Annotated in this window: 12 protein-coding genes; 10 read left to right on the top strand and 2 right to left on the bottom strand. The window is 53.7% G+C overall.

Annotation, left to right across the window (positions count from 1 at the left end):
• Window positions 1-503 precede the first annotated feature (503 nt).
• The 7 genes from Poly59_RS28020 to Poly59_RS27995 all read left to right on the top strand — a co-directional run bounded on the left by Poly59_RS28020 (window position 504) and on the right by Poly59_RS27995 (window position 8542).
• Window positions 504-1283 (top strand): class I SAM-dependent methyltransferase, encoded by a 780-nt coding sequence (locus tag Poly59_RS28020; protein ID WP_146537369.1) that lies wholly within the window; start codon window positions 504-506, stop codon window positions 1281-1283.
• Window positions 1284-1514: 231 nt separating this feature from the next.
• Entirely contained in the window at window positions 1515-2696 is a 1182-nt protein-coding gene (locus Poly59_RS28015; RefSeq protein WP_146537368.1) for a hypothetical protein, read from the top strand.
• Between the two features lie 232 nt (window positions 2697-2928).
• The gene (locus Poly59_RS28010) at window positions 2929-4338 is read left to right on the top strand and encodes a sulfatase family protein (protein ID WP_146537585.1); all 1410 of its coding nucleotides are present in this window, start codon (window positions 2929-2931) and stop codon (window positions 4336-4338) included.
• Entirely contained in the window at window positions 4308-5357 is a 1050-nt protein-coding gene (locus Poly59_RS28005) for a 3-keto-disaccharide hydrolase (protein ID WP_246151992.1), read from the top strand. Before Poly59_RS28010 ends, Poly59_RS28005 begins: the two co-directional genes overlap by 31 nt.
• 122 nt (window positions 5358-5479) lie before the next feature.
• Entirely contained in the window at window positions 5480-6565 is a 1086-nt protein-coding gene (locus tag Poly59_RS28000; protein ID WP_246151991.1) for a sulfatase-like hydrolase/transferase, read from the top strand.
• A gap of 34 nt (window positions 6566-6599) precedes the next feature.
• On the top strand, window positions 6600-7013 hold the full coding sequence (locus Poly59_RS30325) for a sulfatase family protein (RefSeq protein WP_390621531.1): 414 nt from the start codon (window positions 6600-6602) through the stop codon (window positions 7011-7013).
• A 164-nt stretch (window positions 7014-7177) separates the two neighbouring features.
• The gene (locus Poly59_RS27995; protein ID WP_246151990.1) at window positions 7178-8542 is read left to right on the top strand and encodes a Gfo/Idh/MocA family protein; all 1365 of its coding nucleotides are present in this window, start codon (window positions 7178-7180) and stop codon (window positions 8540-8542) included.
• A gap of 123 nt (window positions 8543-8665) precedes the next feature.
• On the opposite strand, the gene Poly59_RS27990 is transcribed toward Poly59_RS27995, so the two are convergent.
• Both Poly59_RS27990 and Poly59_RS27985 read right to left on the bottom strand, forming a co-directional pair.
• Window positions 8666-11776 carry a glycoside hydrolase family 2 TIM barrel-domain containing protein gene (locus tag Poly59_RS27990; RefSeq protein WP_146537366.1) on the bottom strand — a complete coding sequence of 1037 codons (3111 nt, stop codon included), beginning with the start codon at window positions 11774-11776 and terminating at the stop codon, window positions 8666-8668.
• Between the two features lie 142 nt (window positions 11777-11918).
• Window positions 11919-13082 carry a XylR family transcriptional regulator gene (locus Poly59_RS27985; RefSeq protein WP_246151989.1) on the bottom strand — a complete coding sequence of 388 codons (1164 nt, stop codon included), beginning with the start codon at window positions 13080-13082 and terminating at the stop codon, window positions 11919-11921.
• A gap of 150 nt (window positions 13083-13232) precedes the next feature.
• On the opposite strand from Poly59_RS27985, the gene Poly59_RS27980 reads away from it, so the two are divergent.
• From Poly59_RS27980 to Poly59_RS27970, 3 genes are read left to right on the top strand one after another with little or no spacing between them, the layout of a single operon-like run.
• Window positions 13233-14177, top strand: a complete 945-nt coding sequence (locus Poly59_RS27980) for a sugar phosphate isomerase/epimerase family protein (protein WP_146537364.1) — start codon at window positions 13233-13235, stop codon at window positions 14175-14177.
• Window positions 14170-16008 (top strand): alkaline phosphatase D family protein, encoded by a 1839-nt coding sequence (locus Poly59_RS27975; protein ID WP_146537363.1) that lies wholly within the window; start codon window positions 14170-14172, stop codon window positions 16006-16008. The genes Poly59_RS27980 and Poly59_RS27975 overlap by 8 nt, the downstream gene beginning before the upstream one ends.
• Window positions 16009-16046: 38 nt before the next feature.
• Window positions 16047-16625 (top strand): DJ-1/PfpI family protein, encoded by a 579-nt coding sequence (locus tag Poly59_RS27970; protein ID WP_186776568.1) that lies wholly within the window; start codon window positions 16047-16049, stop codon window positions 16623-16625.
• The last annotated feature ends 3 nt before the right edge of the window (window positions 16626-16628 follow it).

The raw sequence follows: 16628 nt of genomic DNA, 5'->3' as shown, positions 1-16628 counted from the left end.
TGTTAGATGAGAAACGATCGGGCCCAACGCGATGAGCCACAGTCGTGATTGTCGGTCGCAGGCAATTTTTTGTCGTCGGTGGATGCGGAGGAGTCTGTGAATTGTCTTGAATTGCCTGGGCTCAGTCGCCATGCGGAAAATCATGATTATTTCATCGTCCAGGCTCACGATCAGTAGGTGGAGCCCTCCCCTGCGACTGGCTCGTCCTGTTCGAGTACGAGCGGCGTTTGATTACGACGCTGATGGGTACTGATTCGCGTACGGTGATCGCTTCTGAACTTGATGCAGACGACCATCCGAGCATCGTTTGATATGACTTGTTCGTAGAGATTGAGCAACTGTTCGATTTTGTTAAATACAAAGATCGTACCGACAAGGACCGGAACAAGGAAACTGGCGAGCTTCTCTTGCACGCGCGGAAAACGGAGACGTCCGATGAGAACCGTACTCGGGTTTTGTGTCCAAACGCATTTAATTGGCAATTGTTTTTTCGAGATTTTTGCATGTCAAAGTATGAATGGTTGGCGATTCGCGAAACGATGGACGGTCGCTTCCGCAGTGCACGTCTTGCCCAACAGTTCCTAGAGCACGCTAGCAAGTCTCGATTGATTGTGGATCTTGGCTGTGGTACCGGATCCAATCGTCGCTACTTATGTCGTGATTGCGTGTCAGGAGTTCCCTGGCGATGTATCGACAACGATGACGAGGTGTTGGAAACGGCAACGCATCGATCCGCGGGCCGACCTATTCGGTTTGAACACGTTGAGCTCGCGACGGATTTGTTGTTGATTCCGATCGGTGGCGATGTCTCGATCACGGCGTCGGCATTTTTGGACATCACATCGGAGGATTGGTTGAGTCGGTTTGTCAAGCTCGCGGCGCAGAGTCCGATTTTGATTGCGATGACTGCCTCGGGTGCGCCTGTCTGGGATCCCGCTGACGACTTAGATGTTGCGATCGGCTTGTGCCTAGAGGAACATCAGAAGAGCGATCACGGTTTTGGCCCTGCAGCCGGCGCGCAAGCTGCTCCGTTTCTGGCGGACAAACTGATCTCCCGCGAGTGCAACGTCACTCTTGAAAAGTCGGATTGGCGGTTGGGCAGTCAAGACGCCGAGGTACTTGCAATGCTGGTCGATAGCGTTTGTCGTCGGGCCTCGTCGAAAATGCACCGCGAACAGGTGGAACACTGGGCGTCGATGCGACAGCAACAAATCCGAAAGGGAGTTTTGAAGCTGACGCTCCCGCACTTGGATCTATTGTCTTTGCCTCGGTTCGACGCCTGAACAGATGCCTCGGTGCGTTCAACAAATCCATCAACGCGGAAGTTGCTCTGATTGAGCCCGTTTTGCATCTAAATGATATCGGACTTGTGCGGAAGTGAACCTTTGATTGGTTTTGACAGACTCCGTTGCTCGACATCCAATTCCACTGGTCAATCAGACAAGCCACGAAGGACTACACTTGATAAATGTTGTCGTAACTTTTCCGGCGGAACTGGTCACAGGAATGCAGGCATGAATACTCTCCGATTCAAGGCTCGGCCCCAATCCAGTGGCTTAGCCATTGGTTTTCTCTTGCTTCTTGCGTTTTTGCTTCTTGCATCGATTGACACCTCCGCACTGTTCGCACAGGACGGCGGCAGCGAAGCCAAAGCCAAGGATCCATTGACGATCAAGCTTTTGGAAATGGACTTGCTGGCTGCAGCGAGAATGATCACGAAGCATGATTTGGATGACGACGGGACGCTGAGTAAATCAGAGTGCGAACGTCTGCATTGGAACAGCGAAGTGATCGGCTCGTTCGATCTGAATCGGAGCGGTGATTTGCAATACGTTGAAGTCACGTTAAAACTTGCTGCCGAACGCGAGGAGGCGGGGATCGTTCAGATGGATTCGATTTTGGCGGACCGATACACTTCTCGATACGACAGTGATCGCGACGGAAAGTTGCAACTGGATGAGCTCGAAGACAACACGTTTTCGGATCAGATCGATTCCTACGATCGAAACTCTGACGATGAACTTTCATCGGATGAATTGATCCGGGGATTGGCTAGCGAACGCAAGTTTCGTGACCTGCTTGGAATCAAAGGCTGTGACCAAGGTGGCGCGATGTCACTGATCAACCGTGGCGATGGTGATGGAGACCGTCAGTTGGCGCTTGACGAGCTAGAAGCAATCGCTTTGGAGTTATCGGTTATGGAATTTGACCGAAATAGTGATAAGCTTTTGTCGGTATCGGAGTTGGCTGAGTATTTGGCAGATCGACGTATGCGGATGGGCATGACTCCATCCGATCAACTGCTGGCTCGTAACTTGATCCGAAAAGCAGATCAGGACGGCGATGGCTTGGTCCCAGCGACCTTGTTTCAACAAGCCGGCACCGATAGTGACCTCGGCAGCCCCGACGAAAACGGCGACAGCAGTCTATCGCTTTTAGAACTGGAAACGTATTTAGCGAAACGTCGCAAACAATTGGGGTTCGATGACGAGGCAGCACAACGTGCATCAATCTTGATTGCAAGAAATGATTCCAATTCCGATCGTAAACTGTCCAAATCCGAACTGGTGGCCAGCGGAGCAAACCGTGACAGCCCGCTTTCGCCGGAAAGGCTCACTTTGGTGGATCAGGACGGTGACTCGGAAATCGACATGCAAGAACTCGCTCGATTTATCCAGAAAACCCGTCGCCCATAAACGCTGATCGATGATTTGGCTTTGACGCGTCGCAAAACGTTTTTTGCAACTCGCAATTCGTCATCGCGGCGGTGGCTCGAACGAGTAGAATCGTCACCTTGTTGAGCGAGCCTTGTTGCTGACGGTCGGCGAATGGGGCGGGCAACCGGTCCGGTTCGGACACGTTTGGATGAACCATCTAGCCGTGCTTAACTCTCCACGAATCACTCGTCAAATTTGGGACTCACCATCCATGAAGATCGCAGTTCAGTTTCTGGCTCTCGTCATTGTAGCCCTTGGTCTGGCCGGATGGATCAGCGAGGCCAACGCGGATGATCGTCCCAACATCGTTTTGTTGTTGGCTGACGATCTGGGGTACGGTGACCTGTCATGCTTTGGCAGTCCCGCGGTTAAGACGCCGCATCTGGATATGCTTGCCAACGAAGGGATGCGGTTTTCTCGGTTCTATGCCGGGTCGGCCGTGTGTTCTCCGACGCGTGCTTCGGTGTTGACCGGTCGATATCCGTTGCGGTTCGGGATCACGAAGCATTTCAACGATGTGAATCTTTGGTTGCCCGAGTCGGCGACGACGGTTGCCGAATTGCTAGGAGACGCCGGCTACAACACGGCGCATGTAGGTAAGTGGCACTTGGGTGGCCTGCACGTGGACGAGCATGGCAAGCGACTGGACAATCAGCCCGGGCCGCGACAGCACGGGTTCGACTTCTATCAGACTCAGATCGAACAGCAGCCGATTCGCAGCCGCATGGGGCGAGAGCGAACGCTGTTTCGACAAGGCGGAACGGTGCTTTTGCGCAACGACCAACAAGTCAGTCAGGACGACCCTTACTATTCCAAACATTTGACGGACGCAAACGGTGACTATGCGGTCGACCTGATCGAAAGAATGTCTGGCGATCCGAAACCGTTCTTCATCAACTTGTGGTGGCTGGTTCCGCATAAACCGTACGAGCCTGCGCCTGAGCCGCATTGGGCGCAAACTGCAGCGGATGGGATTAGCGATGACCAGCATCGTTTCCGATCGATGGTGCAGCACATGGATGCCAAAGTGGGTTTGGTCTTGGACAAGCTCGACGAACTAGGAATTTCGGACAACACGTTGGTCCTGTTCACCAGCGATAACGGAGCGGCTTTCGAGGGATTCATCGGCGACTTGAAGGGCGGCAAGACTGACTTGCATGATGGAGGGCTGCGCGTGCCGATGCTGGTGCGATGGCCAGCGGCGATTCCAGTCGGTCAAACGTCCGATGCGTTTGGCCATTCCAACGATCTATTGCCGACTTTCTGTGAAGCGGCCGGAGTCGAACTGCCAGCCGAGTTGCCGCTTGATGGACTTAGCCTTCTGTCACACATGAAAGGCGATAATCCACCGAGTGACGAAGATCGAGGCACGGTGTTCTGGCAACTAGACTTGTACAAGAGCATTCAGCGTCACTACCCGAAACCAAAACCATACGCGACCGAAGTTGCGTTGCGAGGGAAATGGAAGTTGCTTGCGCTCGGTGGAAAGCCGGTGGAGTTGTTTGATATCGAATCCGACCCGAACGAGCAGCGAAACGTGATCGACGAACAACCTGAACTGGTTTTAACGTTAGCGGCACAGCTTGAGCAATGGCTTCGTGCACCACGCACAACAAAGTAGCGCGTACTAAGTTGTTTGGACTTTGGCCGAGTCGCTTGGTCGGTGCGTGTTTCGTTGTTCCGCAGGAGTTCGAGCGACGCTGCAGTTCGCTAGTCACACCGATCGAAGTGAATCTGCTTGACCCAACCGAGCATCGTGCATTTTTTTATCAGCACTCGTTAAAAGCCGAAGGCATCATGCGTTACCTCATCTTCATTTCCACACTGGTTCTTTCAGCCATCGTGATTCCGGCTGTTCGGGCAGAGGCCCAGCAAAATTCCCTTCCTGTCGATGCGTCCTCGACTAACGAGGAACGTCTTTTGAAAAGCAAAAGAAAAGGGACCGGATCACAGACCGAGGCATCGACCGTTGGACTTGCCGCGCCCTCGGGGGCAGTGGTGCTGTTCGACGGGGCGAACTTTGATGCGTGGAAGCCGTTCTCGTTCCAGTGGATCAATCCGAAAGATGATCAAAAAGAGGTTCAGTGGAAACTTGTCGATGGCGAAGCGATGCAGATCGCTTTTGAATTCAAAGGCAAACGTCGTAAGCAATTTCTGTGCACGAAGGAAAAGTTTGTCGACTACCGCCTGCATCTGGAATTTCAGTTGCCCGTGGAAAGAAGCGGTAACAGCGGCGTCTTCTTCGGCGCGCTCTATGAACTGCAAATTTTCAATAGCGAAGGAAAAGAGAGCCCTGGGTTGGGTGACTGTGGCGCGATCTATCAAATTCGCGTGCCTGACGTGAGCGCGGGATTGGGCGCCAGCGTGTGGCAATCGATCGACTTGGAATTTCAGGCAGCGAAATTCGGTGCGAACGGTTTCATGAGTGAGGCGAACGCGGCGCGTGTCACGGTTCGGCTAAACGGCAAACTTATTCACGACGATGTCAAGTTGTCGCTACGTCGGAACAAGTATGCCGCTTTTCCCGAAGAACCGCTTTCGCCGATCGTTTTGCAGGAGCATGGTTCGCCAGTGAAGTTCAGGAATATTTGGGTCGTCAACAAGACCGCGTCAGTGAACAAGTCGATGGTGGATAGGTGAATGGCGAACAAGAAGATTCAGCCAACATTTGAAAATGGCTGTCTAGATTTACGCGTTGAAGTGATCAGTGGAAAATGTGATCGGAGATTCCTCCGGTTGGACAACCTGCAAGGGAATCTGTGATGTCGAAGTATTTGATCTATGCGTTCTCCGTTTTGGTGGCAGCAGTTGTTGGCGAGTCCCAAGTGGACGCTGATGATGCCGCGGGCCGGCCTAACATCGTCTTGATCATGTGTGACGACATGGGTTGGTCCGATATCGGTTGCTATGGCGGGGAAGTTGAAACGCCCAACCTTGACCGGATGGCCGCCGAGGGGATGCGGTTCACACAGTTTTACAACTGCGCCAAATGCACGACGACTCGCGCCTCGATCGTCACTGGCTTGCATCCGCGACGCAAGGGCGGCCTGCTGACTCGAAAGATGGTCACGACTGGCGAAGTGTTGGCGGCGGCTGGATATCAAACGTCACTGTCCGGAAAATGGCACCTGGGTTCGAAGGACGATACCCATCCCTTTCTTCGCGGTTTTGGGCAGTACTACGGCCTGCTCGATGGCTGTTGCAACTTCTTTGACCCTTCGATTCCGGATCCGGAGTACAAGGGTGGTCGTGTCCGGGAATTCGGACGTAATGATGAACGCATCACTGAGTTTCCCAGTGATTTCTATACGACGGACGCCTTCACGAATCACGCGATCGAGCAGATCAAAACAGCCGCTGGAAACAAGCAACCGTTTTTTGCGCACGTCTGCTACACCGCGCCGCACTATCCGATTCAAGCCAAGCCACAGGACATCGAAAAGTACATTGGTCGCTTTAAAATGGGCTGGGAAGAAATGCGTCAGCAACGTTACGAGCGGCAGATCGAGATGGGCTTGATCGATCCTGAAACCTGGAGTCTCTCTCAGCACGATTCAAAAGCGTATGACTGGAAAAACGCTGACCATGAATTCGAGGACCGACGCATGGCTGTCTACGCTGCGATGATCGATTCGATGGACCAGAATATCGGACGCTTGATGCAGACGCTTGAGGAGACGGGCGTCGACGACAATACGGTGGTGTTCTTTTTGAGCGACAATGGTGGATGTTCTGAGGAACCGGGGGGGGCGCGATCCTGCGGAGCGAAACCCTGGTCCCAAAAACGACTACGTCGCGGTCGGACCGTCGTGGGGATGGGCTCAGAACGCGCCGTTCAAACGCTATAAAACGTGGGCTCACGAGGGCGGCATTTGCACGCCAATGATCGCGCGATGGCCGGAGACGATTGGGCCTAACGTGATCAGTGCGCAACCGGCGCATATCATCGATTTCATGGCAACGTTCGTCGAGTTGGCTCAGACCGAGTATCCGGCGAACTTCAGTGCCAACGAAATCATTCCGCTAGAGGGCAAAAGCATTGTGCCGATCTTGCGTGGCGAAGTGCGGAAGCCACATGACACGCTCGCATGGGAGTACACCGGCAACCGCGCCATCCGGCAAGGCAACTGGAAACTGGTTTGGGACAAGACGATCAAGGATTGGGAGCTGTATGATCTCGGGCGCGATCGGTGCGAAACAGTCGACTTAGCGGGGCAGAACCCCGAACGTGTGAAGGAGATGTCCGCCGACTGGTTCGCGTGGGCCAAAAAAACAGGCGCGCCCGGTGGGAAGTAGTTAAGGACTGATTGAATCAGGCTGCCGGGCGACGTCGCGTCACATGCGGAATTTCGATCAACTAGAATGACAACCGTAAGTCGTCGGCTATACCGCGTGCAACGCGATGCAAGAGCGTCGCGTGAGTATGGGAATTTCTAACTTAAAGTTCACAGGAAATCACAGTGCAAAACATCAAACGCCGCCAATTTTTGGCGCAGGCAGCAACCGTTTCTGCAGTCGCCACGACGCTTCCCAGCTTTGCCCTTGGCCAGAACGTTGGCGGTGACAAAATCAACTTGGCGGTGATCGGCTGCTCGAATCGTGGCGGTGCGATCGGATCCGAGGCGATCAAACATCCTTTGACGAATTGCGTTGCTCTTTGTGACGTTGTGCCATCGCGAGCCAACGGGCTAAAAAAGAAGATGGATGGCCAATGCGATGACGCCCTCGTGTTTGACGATTTTCGCGAAATGTTTTCTCAGATGGGCGACAAAATCGACGCCTGTACGATTGGTGTTCCCGATCACTCGCACTTCCCAATCGCGATGCTTGCGATGTCGATGGGAATCGACGTCTACGTTGAAAAGCCGCTCGCACACACGTTCGAAGAATGTGAACTGTTGATCGCGGCCGAAAAGAAATACAACGTTAAATGCCAAATGGGCAACCAGGGGCATTCCAGCGAACAGCGTCTGCAGTTCGAATCCTGGGTTGACGCCGGAATCATCAAGAACGTGCGCCGAGTCGACGCTTGCATGAACAATGGGCGGCGTTGGCACCCTTGGGGTGACGTCAAAGACTATCCTTCGGCAGAAAAAATGCCCGAAGGAATGAACTGGGACGTTTGGGCCGGAACAGCACCCAAACGCGCTTACAACACCAAGTACGATCCAGGCAACTGGCGCGGCTGGTACGACTACGGAAACGGTGCCTTCGGCGACTGGGGCCCGCACACGTTAGACACTGTCCATCGGTTTCTAAAGCTCGGTCTACCGCATCAGGTTCGAGCGGTAAGCATCGATAAGCCAAACGATTTGATCTTTCCACACGGAACCACGATCGCATTTGATTTCAAAGAGCGTGGCCCGGATATGCCCGAGATGACCATCAATTGGTACGACGGAGTTAAAAATCGACCACCGAGTTCTAAAGACGTAAAAATCGGCGCGTGCGGCAAGGCGATTTTCAGTGATGACTTGACCTTTGTTGGCGGGACTCACAGCGCAACGCTAAGCATTGTCGGTGGCGACCGGCTTTCCGATGTGAAAGGCAACTTGCCGGAACTGCCAGCCAGCGAAACGTCCACCAATCATATGGACAATTTCTTGCGTGCGTCGGCCGGTTTGGACCCGTACTGCAACTCGTCATTCGCTGTTTCTGGTCCGCTTACTCAAGTCTTCATGCTGGGCTGTATCGCGCAGCGTCTTGGCGAGAACTTGGAATTTGACGCCGTGAAAAGGCAGATCACGAACAACGCAAGAGCGAACGATTTGCTGAAAGGCAACGCTCCACGCCAAGGGTGGGAAGAATACTACAAGTTGGCGTAGCGGGACTTCTGACTGTGACGTCGCATTGGCCGAATACCCGAGCGCTTGGGTATTCGGCGTCGATGGATTTTGATTGGCAATCCAATCGTGACAGTGATCAAGCGATGCCAGATACGTTCGCGGTTACTTGACCGTGATTTCGTCGATGTACATTCCACCGTTTTCGATCGTTGTCAGTCGGATCGTGTTTGCACCGCGTTGGACTGGGATGTTGATGGTGACGGTTCGCCAGTCTTTGCCCCAGTTCTTTGTGTTGGGAAGCAATAGCTTTTCCTGCACCGTCTTTCCATTGACGGTGACTTTAACCGCTCGTCCCGGACGCCCCTTGGTGACGCCGCTGTAGCGAATGACGAGTTCGGTTTGGCCGGCATCGCCATCGTTTTCTTGATACCACTGAACGTAGGCACCTTTGTTTTGGCCAAAGTCCAGATATCCGGTGCCGTTGAAGTTTTTGCCCTGGTTGTCGACGACCGCTTTGCTGAACGTCGCATCCTCCGCTTGGTCTCCACCGGGGCGGGCCGCTTTTTGCACGACGTCCCAGACGAAGCCAACGTCTTGTGCGAAACGTTCTTCAAGAAATTGCACCGGTGTTCCGTTCGCAACGACAAGTGCCTTGACGGTTGTGCCAAGCGGAACCGGGAATGCATCGGTGTAACGAGTCGACTGGGGCGTCGGCACGCTGCCATCGAGCGTATAGAAGACATCCGTCTTGACGTCGGGGAGTGTTCCGCGAAGTGAGAGCAATTTCGTGTCAATGCGAACTCGGTTCGACGTCACCTGCTTTTTTTCGCCCAAAATGCAACTGGCCAGCAGAGCGATGTCGCCCGCTTCACCGGTCGATTCAATGTATGCGCGAGTCAGGCCATAGAAAGCGATTCGGTCGTGAGCCTGAAAGTGTCGTTCCACATCAACCGGGCTGCCATTGTCGAGTGCACGGATCTTGCCTGGCCCGATCAAATGGAAGTGAGTGCGGTTTTCGCCGTACGGATAGAACTCGCCCTGCTCGTCTGTTGTGGTGACACGAACTTGAACGATGTCCTTGCCCGAGTCAGCCAACGGCTCACCGTCAATGGATAGTGCGATTTGCGCAGGCTCATCGGCGGTTCGGACCACTTGTTCTGCGACACGATTGCCTTGCTTGTAGCCTACGGCTTTCAATTCGCCGGGCCGCCAACCGACCATCCATTGGCACTGCATCTCGTTCGACTTGTTACCAGGAGTCCTTCTGCCCAGTGAATCGCCATCGAAGAACAGTTCGACCTCGTCGCAGTTCGAATAGACCCACACCGGAATCTCTGTTCCTGGCTTCATTGTGGGATGCGTCCAGTGCGGCAAGATGTGAACCATTGGTTGCTGCGTCCATTGGCTTTGGTAGAGGTAGTAGAGGTCCTTTTCAAAGTTCGCCATGTCGATGGCACCACCCATGAACGCCTTGAACGGCCACCCGCCATGCACATAGCCCGCCTCGCCGATGTAGTCGTATCCCGTCCACCGGAACGAGCCTGCATAGTTTGGGATGTCTCGCAGTTGCTCGATGTTCTTTCGAGCGTTTAACCGTACCATCGCATTGTCATAGCTGGAGTTGAAAATCTGCTTGCGGTTCTTTCGATTTGACGGCTGAGTCCAATCGTTGGTGAAGACTTCCGTTTCCGTTAGATCAGGCGTCTCATGCGGCTTTTGCTTTGCATTGGGATAGCCGTCACGGTACCAAGTCAGCGTGCGATAGAAGCCTCGCACCTGCCAAGTGTGTGTGTTTTCCGTTCCGATGAACACTCGATCATTCGGCAGTTGAGCGAACCAACCCATCTTTTCGCTACCGCCGTTGACGCCAAAGACATCCATGAACTCTGAACCTGAATGGCCCGACGTTACTGGCCGCGTGCTATCGAGTTTGTGGCACATCGCGACCAAGTCTTTGCCCACGTCGCCATGAGTTTCGTTGCCGACACTATAGATAACGATCGATGGATGATTTCGGTCCCGCTTGATCCAATCCGTCAGGTCTCGCTGCCACCACTGCTTGAAATAGTGTGCGCCATAGTCGTTGGCTGCCTTTCGTCCCCATCCGTCAAAAATCTCGTCCATCACCAACATCCCGACTTCATCGCAGATGTCGTAGAACACGGGCGTCTGTGGATTGTGAGTCGTACGAATCGCATTACAGCCCATCTTCTTAAGCTGCTCGATACGATAACGCAGCACTTTGTCGGGCACTGCCGTCCCCAACGCTCCGGCATCTTGGTGATTACAAACGCCTCTCAGCTTCAAGTTCTTTCCGTTGATCCACATGCCGGATTCCGGCTTCCACTGGACGTCACGCACGCCAAATTTTGTCTCCATACGATCGATCGACTTGCCGGCGAGTAGCACCTCGGTGCGGGCGGTGTAAAGGATTGGCGTTTCAAGTGACCACCGCTGAGGATTGTCGAGTTTAATCTTTTGCGAGATCGTTTGGATGTCGCTTGCGGCCAATTCGAATTCAGTTTGAACGCTGGCGACGGTCGCTCCCTCGGCGTCGATGATCGATACTTTCAATGTCGTGTTTTTGTGGCCGCTGGTTGTGTTGGTCACCTCCGTATCAATTTCGACAGTGGAACCGTTCGTGCGAATGAAGACGCCGGATGCAGGGACATGCAGCGGGTTCTTCACGTCGATCCAGGTGTGAGCATAGATGCCGCTGCCGGTATACCATCTCGCCGAGGGTTGTCTTTCATTGTCAACACGGATGGCAAACGTGATGGATTGGGATTCTTGGGCCAGTTTGCTGACGTCATAAGAAAACGAACTCCAACCATAGGGACGATTGCCAAGTTTCTGGCCGTTGGCCCACACCGTGCTGTTCATGAATATGCCGTCAAAGGCAATCTCGATATGCTTGCCACGCCAATCGGCGGGAACGGAAATCGTTTTGCGATACCAACCGATTCCGGCTGGCAGGTATCCGCCACCAGCACCCATCTGATTGTTTTCGTCATACTCTCCCTCGACACTCCAGTCATGCGGTACATCCAACTGGCGCCAGGCAGAATCATCAAAATCCGGTTGCTCGGCGCCCGGTACATCTTGTTGGATGAACTGCCAGTCCTTGTCGAAACTGGTGCGATCCGCGAGCACGGTGCCCGGAAGCCATGAAATTGAAAGCAACAGGACCGCCAGCAGCGTTAACAAAATCTTGTGATTGGGGGCGAACTGCGTGGCTGTTCGGCGACTGCAGATGGGGTCTTTGATGGTCATGAGATGGGTTTGAGTGATCAAGCGATTAGCGATTCAGTTTTGTCGTTGGTTAATATCAGCATGATAATTACATCGCAATGATGCAGGGAAAGCCATTGGGACATGCGAAGGATCCGAGCAATCATGACGCTAAGATGTCTAATTATCGTCCTTCGTTAGATTGGCGTCGGTACTTTCCGGGCGCGGATCCGAAATGCTGCTTGAACGATTCCGATAAATAAGCGACGGATTCGAACCCCGTTTGTGCGGCGATTTGGGGCAACGTCAACTCGGTTAGAATCAGCATCTGACTGACACGGTCAAGCTTGACACGAAGGATTTCTTGGTTGGGTGAACGGCCGATCGTGCTGCGAAACTCTCGTTCTAATTTGCTTCGTGATATATTTACGTCTGCCAGTACATCGCTGACACGCAGCCCGTTGCACGCTTTTTGTTTGATCAGTTGTAGAGCGCGAGATAGGTCTGCGTTGTCCACCGCGATCACATCCGACGACTGGCGAGCGACAAGCGGCAATGGATCAATCAGTGTCGGCTCGGTTGGCGGTTTTTCGCCGTTCATCATTCTTTGTAACAGTGTGGCGGCTTGGTACCCGACTCGTTCACCATTGAGTGGAACGCTTGAAAGTGGTGGCATGGCCATCGTGCAAAGTGACTCGTCGTTTTCGACACCCACGACGGCGATCTGTTCCGGGACCGACAAACCCGCGCGACGACTGGCGTCCAGAATCCAAAACCCCATCTGATCGGTACTGGCCATGATCCCAACAGGTTTGGGCAACGAAGTTAGCCATATGGCGAGCTCATCTTGCGCACGCTCCCACTGCGCCGGTTGTTCACGTCGCCCCGTGGGTTTGTACAAGTGACAATCGTGGCCGCGCTGTCGAAGCGTCTCGATGAAGTCGTCGCGGCGCTGCTGGAAGTACAATTCGGTTTCGATCATGAATAAACCGAAATGTTGGAATCCCCGATCCAAAAAGTGATCGGCGATCATTCGTCCCACTCGAAAATTGTTGACTCCGACGAACGGAAACGCATGACGCAGGCGGGTCGAACGAAGTTCGACCGTCGGAACGTTCGTTCGCGAGATCGCAGTCGCCATCGCTTGATTGCTCGTGCGAGTCAGGATGCCGTCACCCTTCCAGTGCTTCAGCCACGGTGGTGTTGGTGAGTCCAGCGATCTCAGTTCCATGAACACAGACCACGGCCCTGTCTCGGTGATATAACGTCTTACGCCTCGCAACAACGCACGTCCGTAGGAACGCGACGTTTCGATCAAAATCGCAACGTGAGGAATGTCAGGACGCACGAGACGACACGTTCGGTTATTGGGGGGGGCGGGAAGCGGTGACAATATAGCGTACAGGAAATACGCATTCACGTACGCAGTGGCACGATTGGCTTCGTAAAATAGTGATCGTCGTTGTGAAAACTTCAATTCGTACTGGCAGCGTGTCTGATGAAACGACCAATCTCCTTCAATGATCATCGAATTGGTAGACGCGAGTTCAACCTGGTGGCCGCTACGGCTTTAGCAGGGCTTGGCAACCAAGCCTGTGGCCAGGATTCGCGAAATGAGTTTCGTCTGAACTACTCACTCGCCAGTTGCATGTATGGCTATGCGGAATTGGCGACGGTCTTGCCAGAGGTCGCTAAGTCGGGCGCAAGCAGCATCGACATTTGGCCGATGATTCACGGTAACCAGCGTGAACAGATCAACAAAATGGGCGAGGAATCTTTTGCCGCTCTACTGGATCAACACGACGTTACGCTGGGGTGTTTGACACAGTACAAGCTCGGTCCGTTTGGCTTAGGCGACGAGTTATTATTCGCGAAACGCTTTGGATGCCCGCTGATTGTGGTTGGCGGAAGCGGTCCCAAGCATTTGAAAGGTGACGAACTGAAATCGGCGGTTGGCAAGTTCGCACAGCAGATGAGACCGCATTTGGAACAAGCTGCCGAGTGCAACGTCACGATCGCGATCGAAAACCATGGTAACAATTTGATCGAAAGTCCAGATTCGATGAAATGGCTGATCGAGCTTTGTGATCATCCGAATTTGGGTATCGCTCTGGCGCCCTATCACCTTCCGCAAGACCCACATGCAATCGCCAAACTGATCCGTGACATTGGCCCACGTCTGAGTGTCTTCTATGCGTGGCAGCACGGAATGGGGTCGGTCGAAAAGTTGCCCAAGGAACAGGAACTCTTGCAGATGCCGGGGCGAGGCGATCTGGATTTTGCGCCGTTGGTCAATGCACTTCGCCAAATCAACTTCGCCGGCCCCACCGAGGTCTTCATGCATCCGGTACCGCGCGGCGTGCCGATCTTGGAAACGCCCGAAGCGGTGACTGCCGAAGTCAATCGAGGTCGCGTCTATTTGAATGGTTGTTTGAATGCATAAGCAGATCGACAAGGTCGCCATTGCGATTGCACTCGCGATCGTTTGCGGTGCTGGTGTTGTTGATGCCCAAGTCATGCGTTGGCCCGATCCGATTGCTGGCGATGTGTTGCCGTACGCAGCCAGCGGATTGAGTCATGGTCCATTGTTGGGCAATCCGACTTCGCATTCGGTTCACGTGTGGGTGCGCACCAAGCAACCCGATTCGTTTCGCGTTCGTTACGGGAAATCGCTACCGCCCGACGACCACTGGAATACCGTCGAAGGACAAACCAGTGACAAGTACGATCTGACCGGCGTCGTTAAAATCGAGGCTCTCGCCCCGAACACCGAGTACTTCTATTTGGTCGAAGTCGACGGGCAAGTTGCCGACCTGCGAGCTGACTTTGCGGATCAATGGCCGTCGCTACGGACGCTTCCTGATGCAACCGCCTATGCCGATCCAGTCAACAACCCGGACGGCTTGTTCAATCTGTCCTTCGCCGTTGGTCACTGCGCCTCGCAGGCACCCGACAACAGCGGCGGCCAATACGTTAGTACGCCTGCCTATGATTCGATTCGACGTCGTCACGCCGATGAAGTTTCCTTCGGTATCGTCAATGGCGATGTGATCTACGAAGAAATGCGTGACGGTACGCTTGGCGGTGTGCGTGACAACTACAAGCTGTACTTCAGTCGGGGCCGTTCCTTTGCGAACCTATTTCGACGCGTGCCCGCGATGTTTACGTTCGACGATCATGATGTTGGTTGGGACATCCATGGCTGTGGACAGATCGGTTTGGGCGAAGGTCGGCATTTGATTCGCGATGTCGGTCTGAAAGCGTACGAAGACTATTTAGGCTGGGCGAATCCGAGCGGAGCGCAGCGAGGAAGCATCCGATTGGGACGCGGTGAAGTTAAACGTGACGACACCATCTTGCATGATCCCGACGCAGACTTCACAAGTCTGTCGCCCGATCGAGTCAGCACCATCCATCTGGGCAATTACACGCGCGGTGTCAAAATCGTCCCGCGGCGCGAGGACGCGCCCAAGAACGCGGGAGTGTACGGTTTGACGCGTGTCATCGATGCGACGCATCTGGAATTCACTCCACCGGCAAAAGCAAACGAACAGGTCGTCTACAGTATCGGCACGCATCACTACTACGACTGGCGGGTCGGCAACAGTCACTTCTTCGCGTTGGACACTCGCGGCGAACGTTCGAATCGCAACGCAAAAGATCGCAGTGATCCCAACTTGTTCATCCTTGGCGACGCCCAAAAGAAATGGTTGCTCGATGGAGTCGAAAACACCGACGCTGATTTCGTTTTCTTGGTGTCGCCGGATCCGTGGATGATCTATCACACCGCTGCGCATGTCGGCGGCGACGACACCGATGATAAAGGCGATGGTTTTCCGTCGTTTCTAGCCGAGCGTGAAGAACTGTTGCAGCGACTGGACGCAATCAAGCAACCCGTTGTCATTTTTACGGGTGATGTTCACGCGTCCGCCTCGGTCAAGATTTCTGACAACCTCTGGGAAGTAATGTGTGGCCCGCTCGGTTCGACGGGACATCCAATCGGTACGCTTGGCAATCCGCCCAACGGCGGAAAGTGGTCGAGCATGGGGCGTGAAGTCGACATCCGCTGGCTCTCTGAATTTCCCAACAATATGCCGTACCAACAAATTCGCAACACGTACTATGGCGTCGTGCAAATCAACAATGTGTTGAAAGCTGGATCGCCCGGTGGCGGATATCAGTTCGTCGCCTACGATCGTCCGCACGTCATCATTCGTTGGCATGACGGATATACGGGCCAACTTGTTTACAGCGAGACAATCCACACTCGCTAGCGAATATTACCGCACCCGCTTCAACAAGGAATCGTCTGTTGGAAAAAGTCCTGATTGTCATTGGCGATGCAACCGAATTGCTCGACACGATGTATCCGTATTACCGATTGCAAGAAGCCGGGTTTCATCCGGTTGTGATCGCGCCCGAAAAACGTCTCTACCAATTGGTGTTGCACGAGATCAAACCTGGTTGGACGATCACCAAAGAATGGGAAGGCTACACGCTCGACTGCGATGTGCCGTTTGCTGACGTCAACGAAGATGAATACGCCGGCATCTTCTTTTCCGGCGGACGTGCACCGGAATACATCCGTTACGACGAAAACCTAGTTCGCATCACTAGACACTTTTTTGAATCCGGAAAACCGATCGCAAGCGTCTGTCACGGTGTCGAGATCCCCGCCTATGCGGGATGCGTTTCTGGGCGTCGGATGGCAACGGTTGCGAAGTGTAAGTTCGACTTAGAAGTCTGCGGCGGCATCTTTGTTGACGAAGCGTGTGTGATCGACGGTAACTTGGTCAGCGGTCGGACTTACCGCGACAACGGGTTTTACATTGGTCCGTGGATCGAAATGCTGGTGAAAGCAAGATCCGAAAGACAAGCGGCGTCCGCATGAGTC

Source organism: Rubripirellula reticaptiva (assembly GCF_007860175.1).
Lineage (GTDB): Bacteria > Planctomycetota > Planctomycetia > Pirellulales > Pirellulaceae > Rubripirellula > Rubripirellula reticaptiva.
This window is presented reverse-complemented; position numbering and strand designations above follow the sequence as displayed.

Bases quoted from the DNA above. Each gene is read 5' to 3' on its own strand.
- Poly59_RS28020 (WP_146537369.1), top strand. From the start codon at position 504: ATGTCAAAGTATGAATGGTTGGCGATTCGCGAAACGATGGACGGTCGC.
- Poly59_RS28015 (WP_146537368.1), top strand. From the start codon at position 1,515: ATGAATACTCTCCGATTCAAGGCTCGGCCCCAATCCAGTGGCTTAGCC.
- Poly59_RS28010 (WP_146537585.1), top strand. From the start codon at position 2,929: ATGAAGATCGCAGTTCAGTTTCTGGCTCTCGTCATTGTAGCCCTTGGT.
- Poly59_RS28005 (WP_246151992.1), top strand. From the start codon at position 4,308: ATGGCTTCGTGCACCACGCACAACAAAGTAGCGCGTACTAAGTTGTTT.
- Poly59_RS28000 (WP_246151991.1), top strand. From the start codon at position 5,480: ATGTCGAAGTATTTGATCTATGCGTTCTCCGTTTTGGTGGCAGCAGTT.
- Poly59_RS30325 (WP_390621531.1), top strand. From the start codon at position 6,600: ATGATCGCGCGATGGCCGGAGACGATTGGGCCTAACGTGATCAGTGCG.
- Poly59_RS27990 (WP_146537366.1), bottom strand. From the start codon at position 11,776: ATGACCATCAAAGACCCCATCTGCAGTCGCCGAACAGCCACGCAGTTC.
- Poly59_RS27980 (WP_146537364.1), top strand. From the start codon at position 13,233: ATGAAACGACCAATCTCCTTCAATGATCATCGAATTGGTAGACGCGAG.
- Poly59_RS27975 (WP_146537363.1), top strand. From the start codon at position 14,170: ATGCATAAGCAGATCGACAAGGTCGCCATTGCGATTGCACTCGCGATC.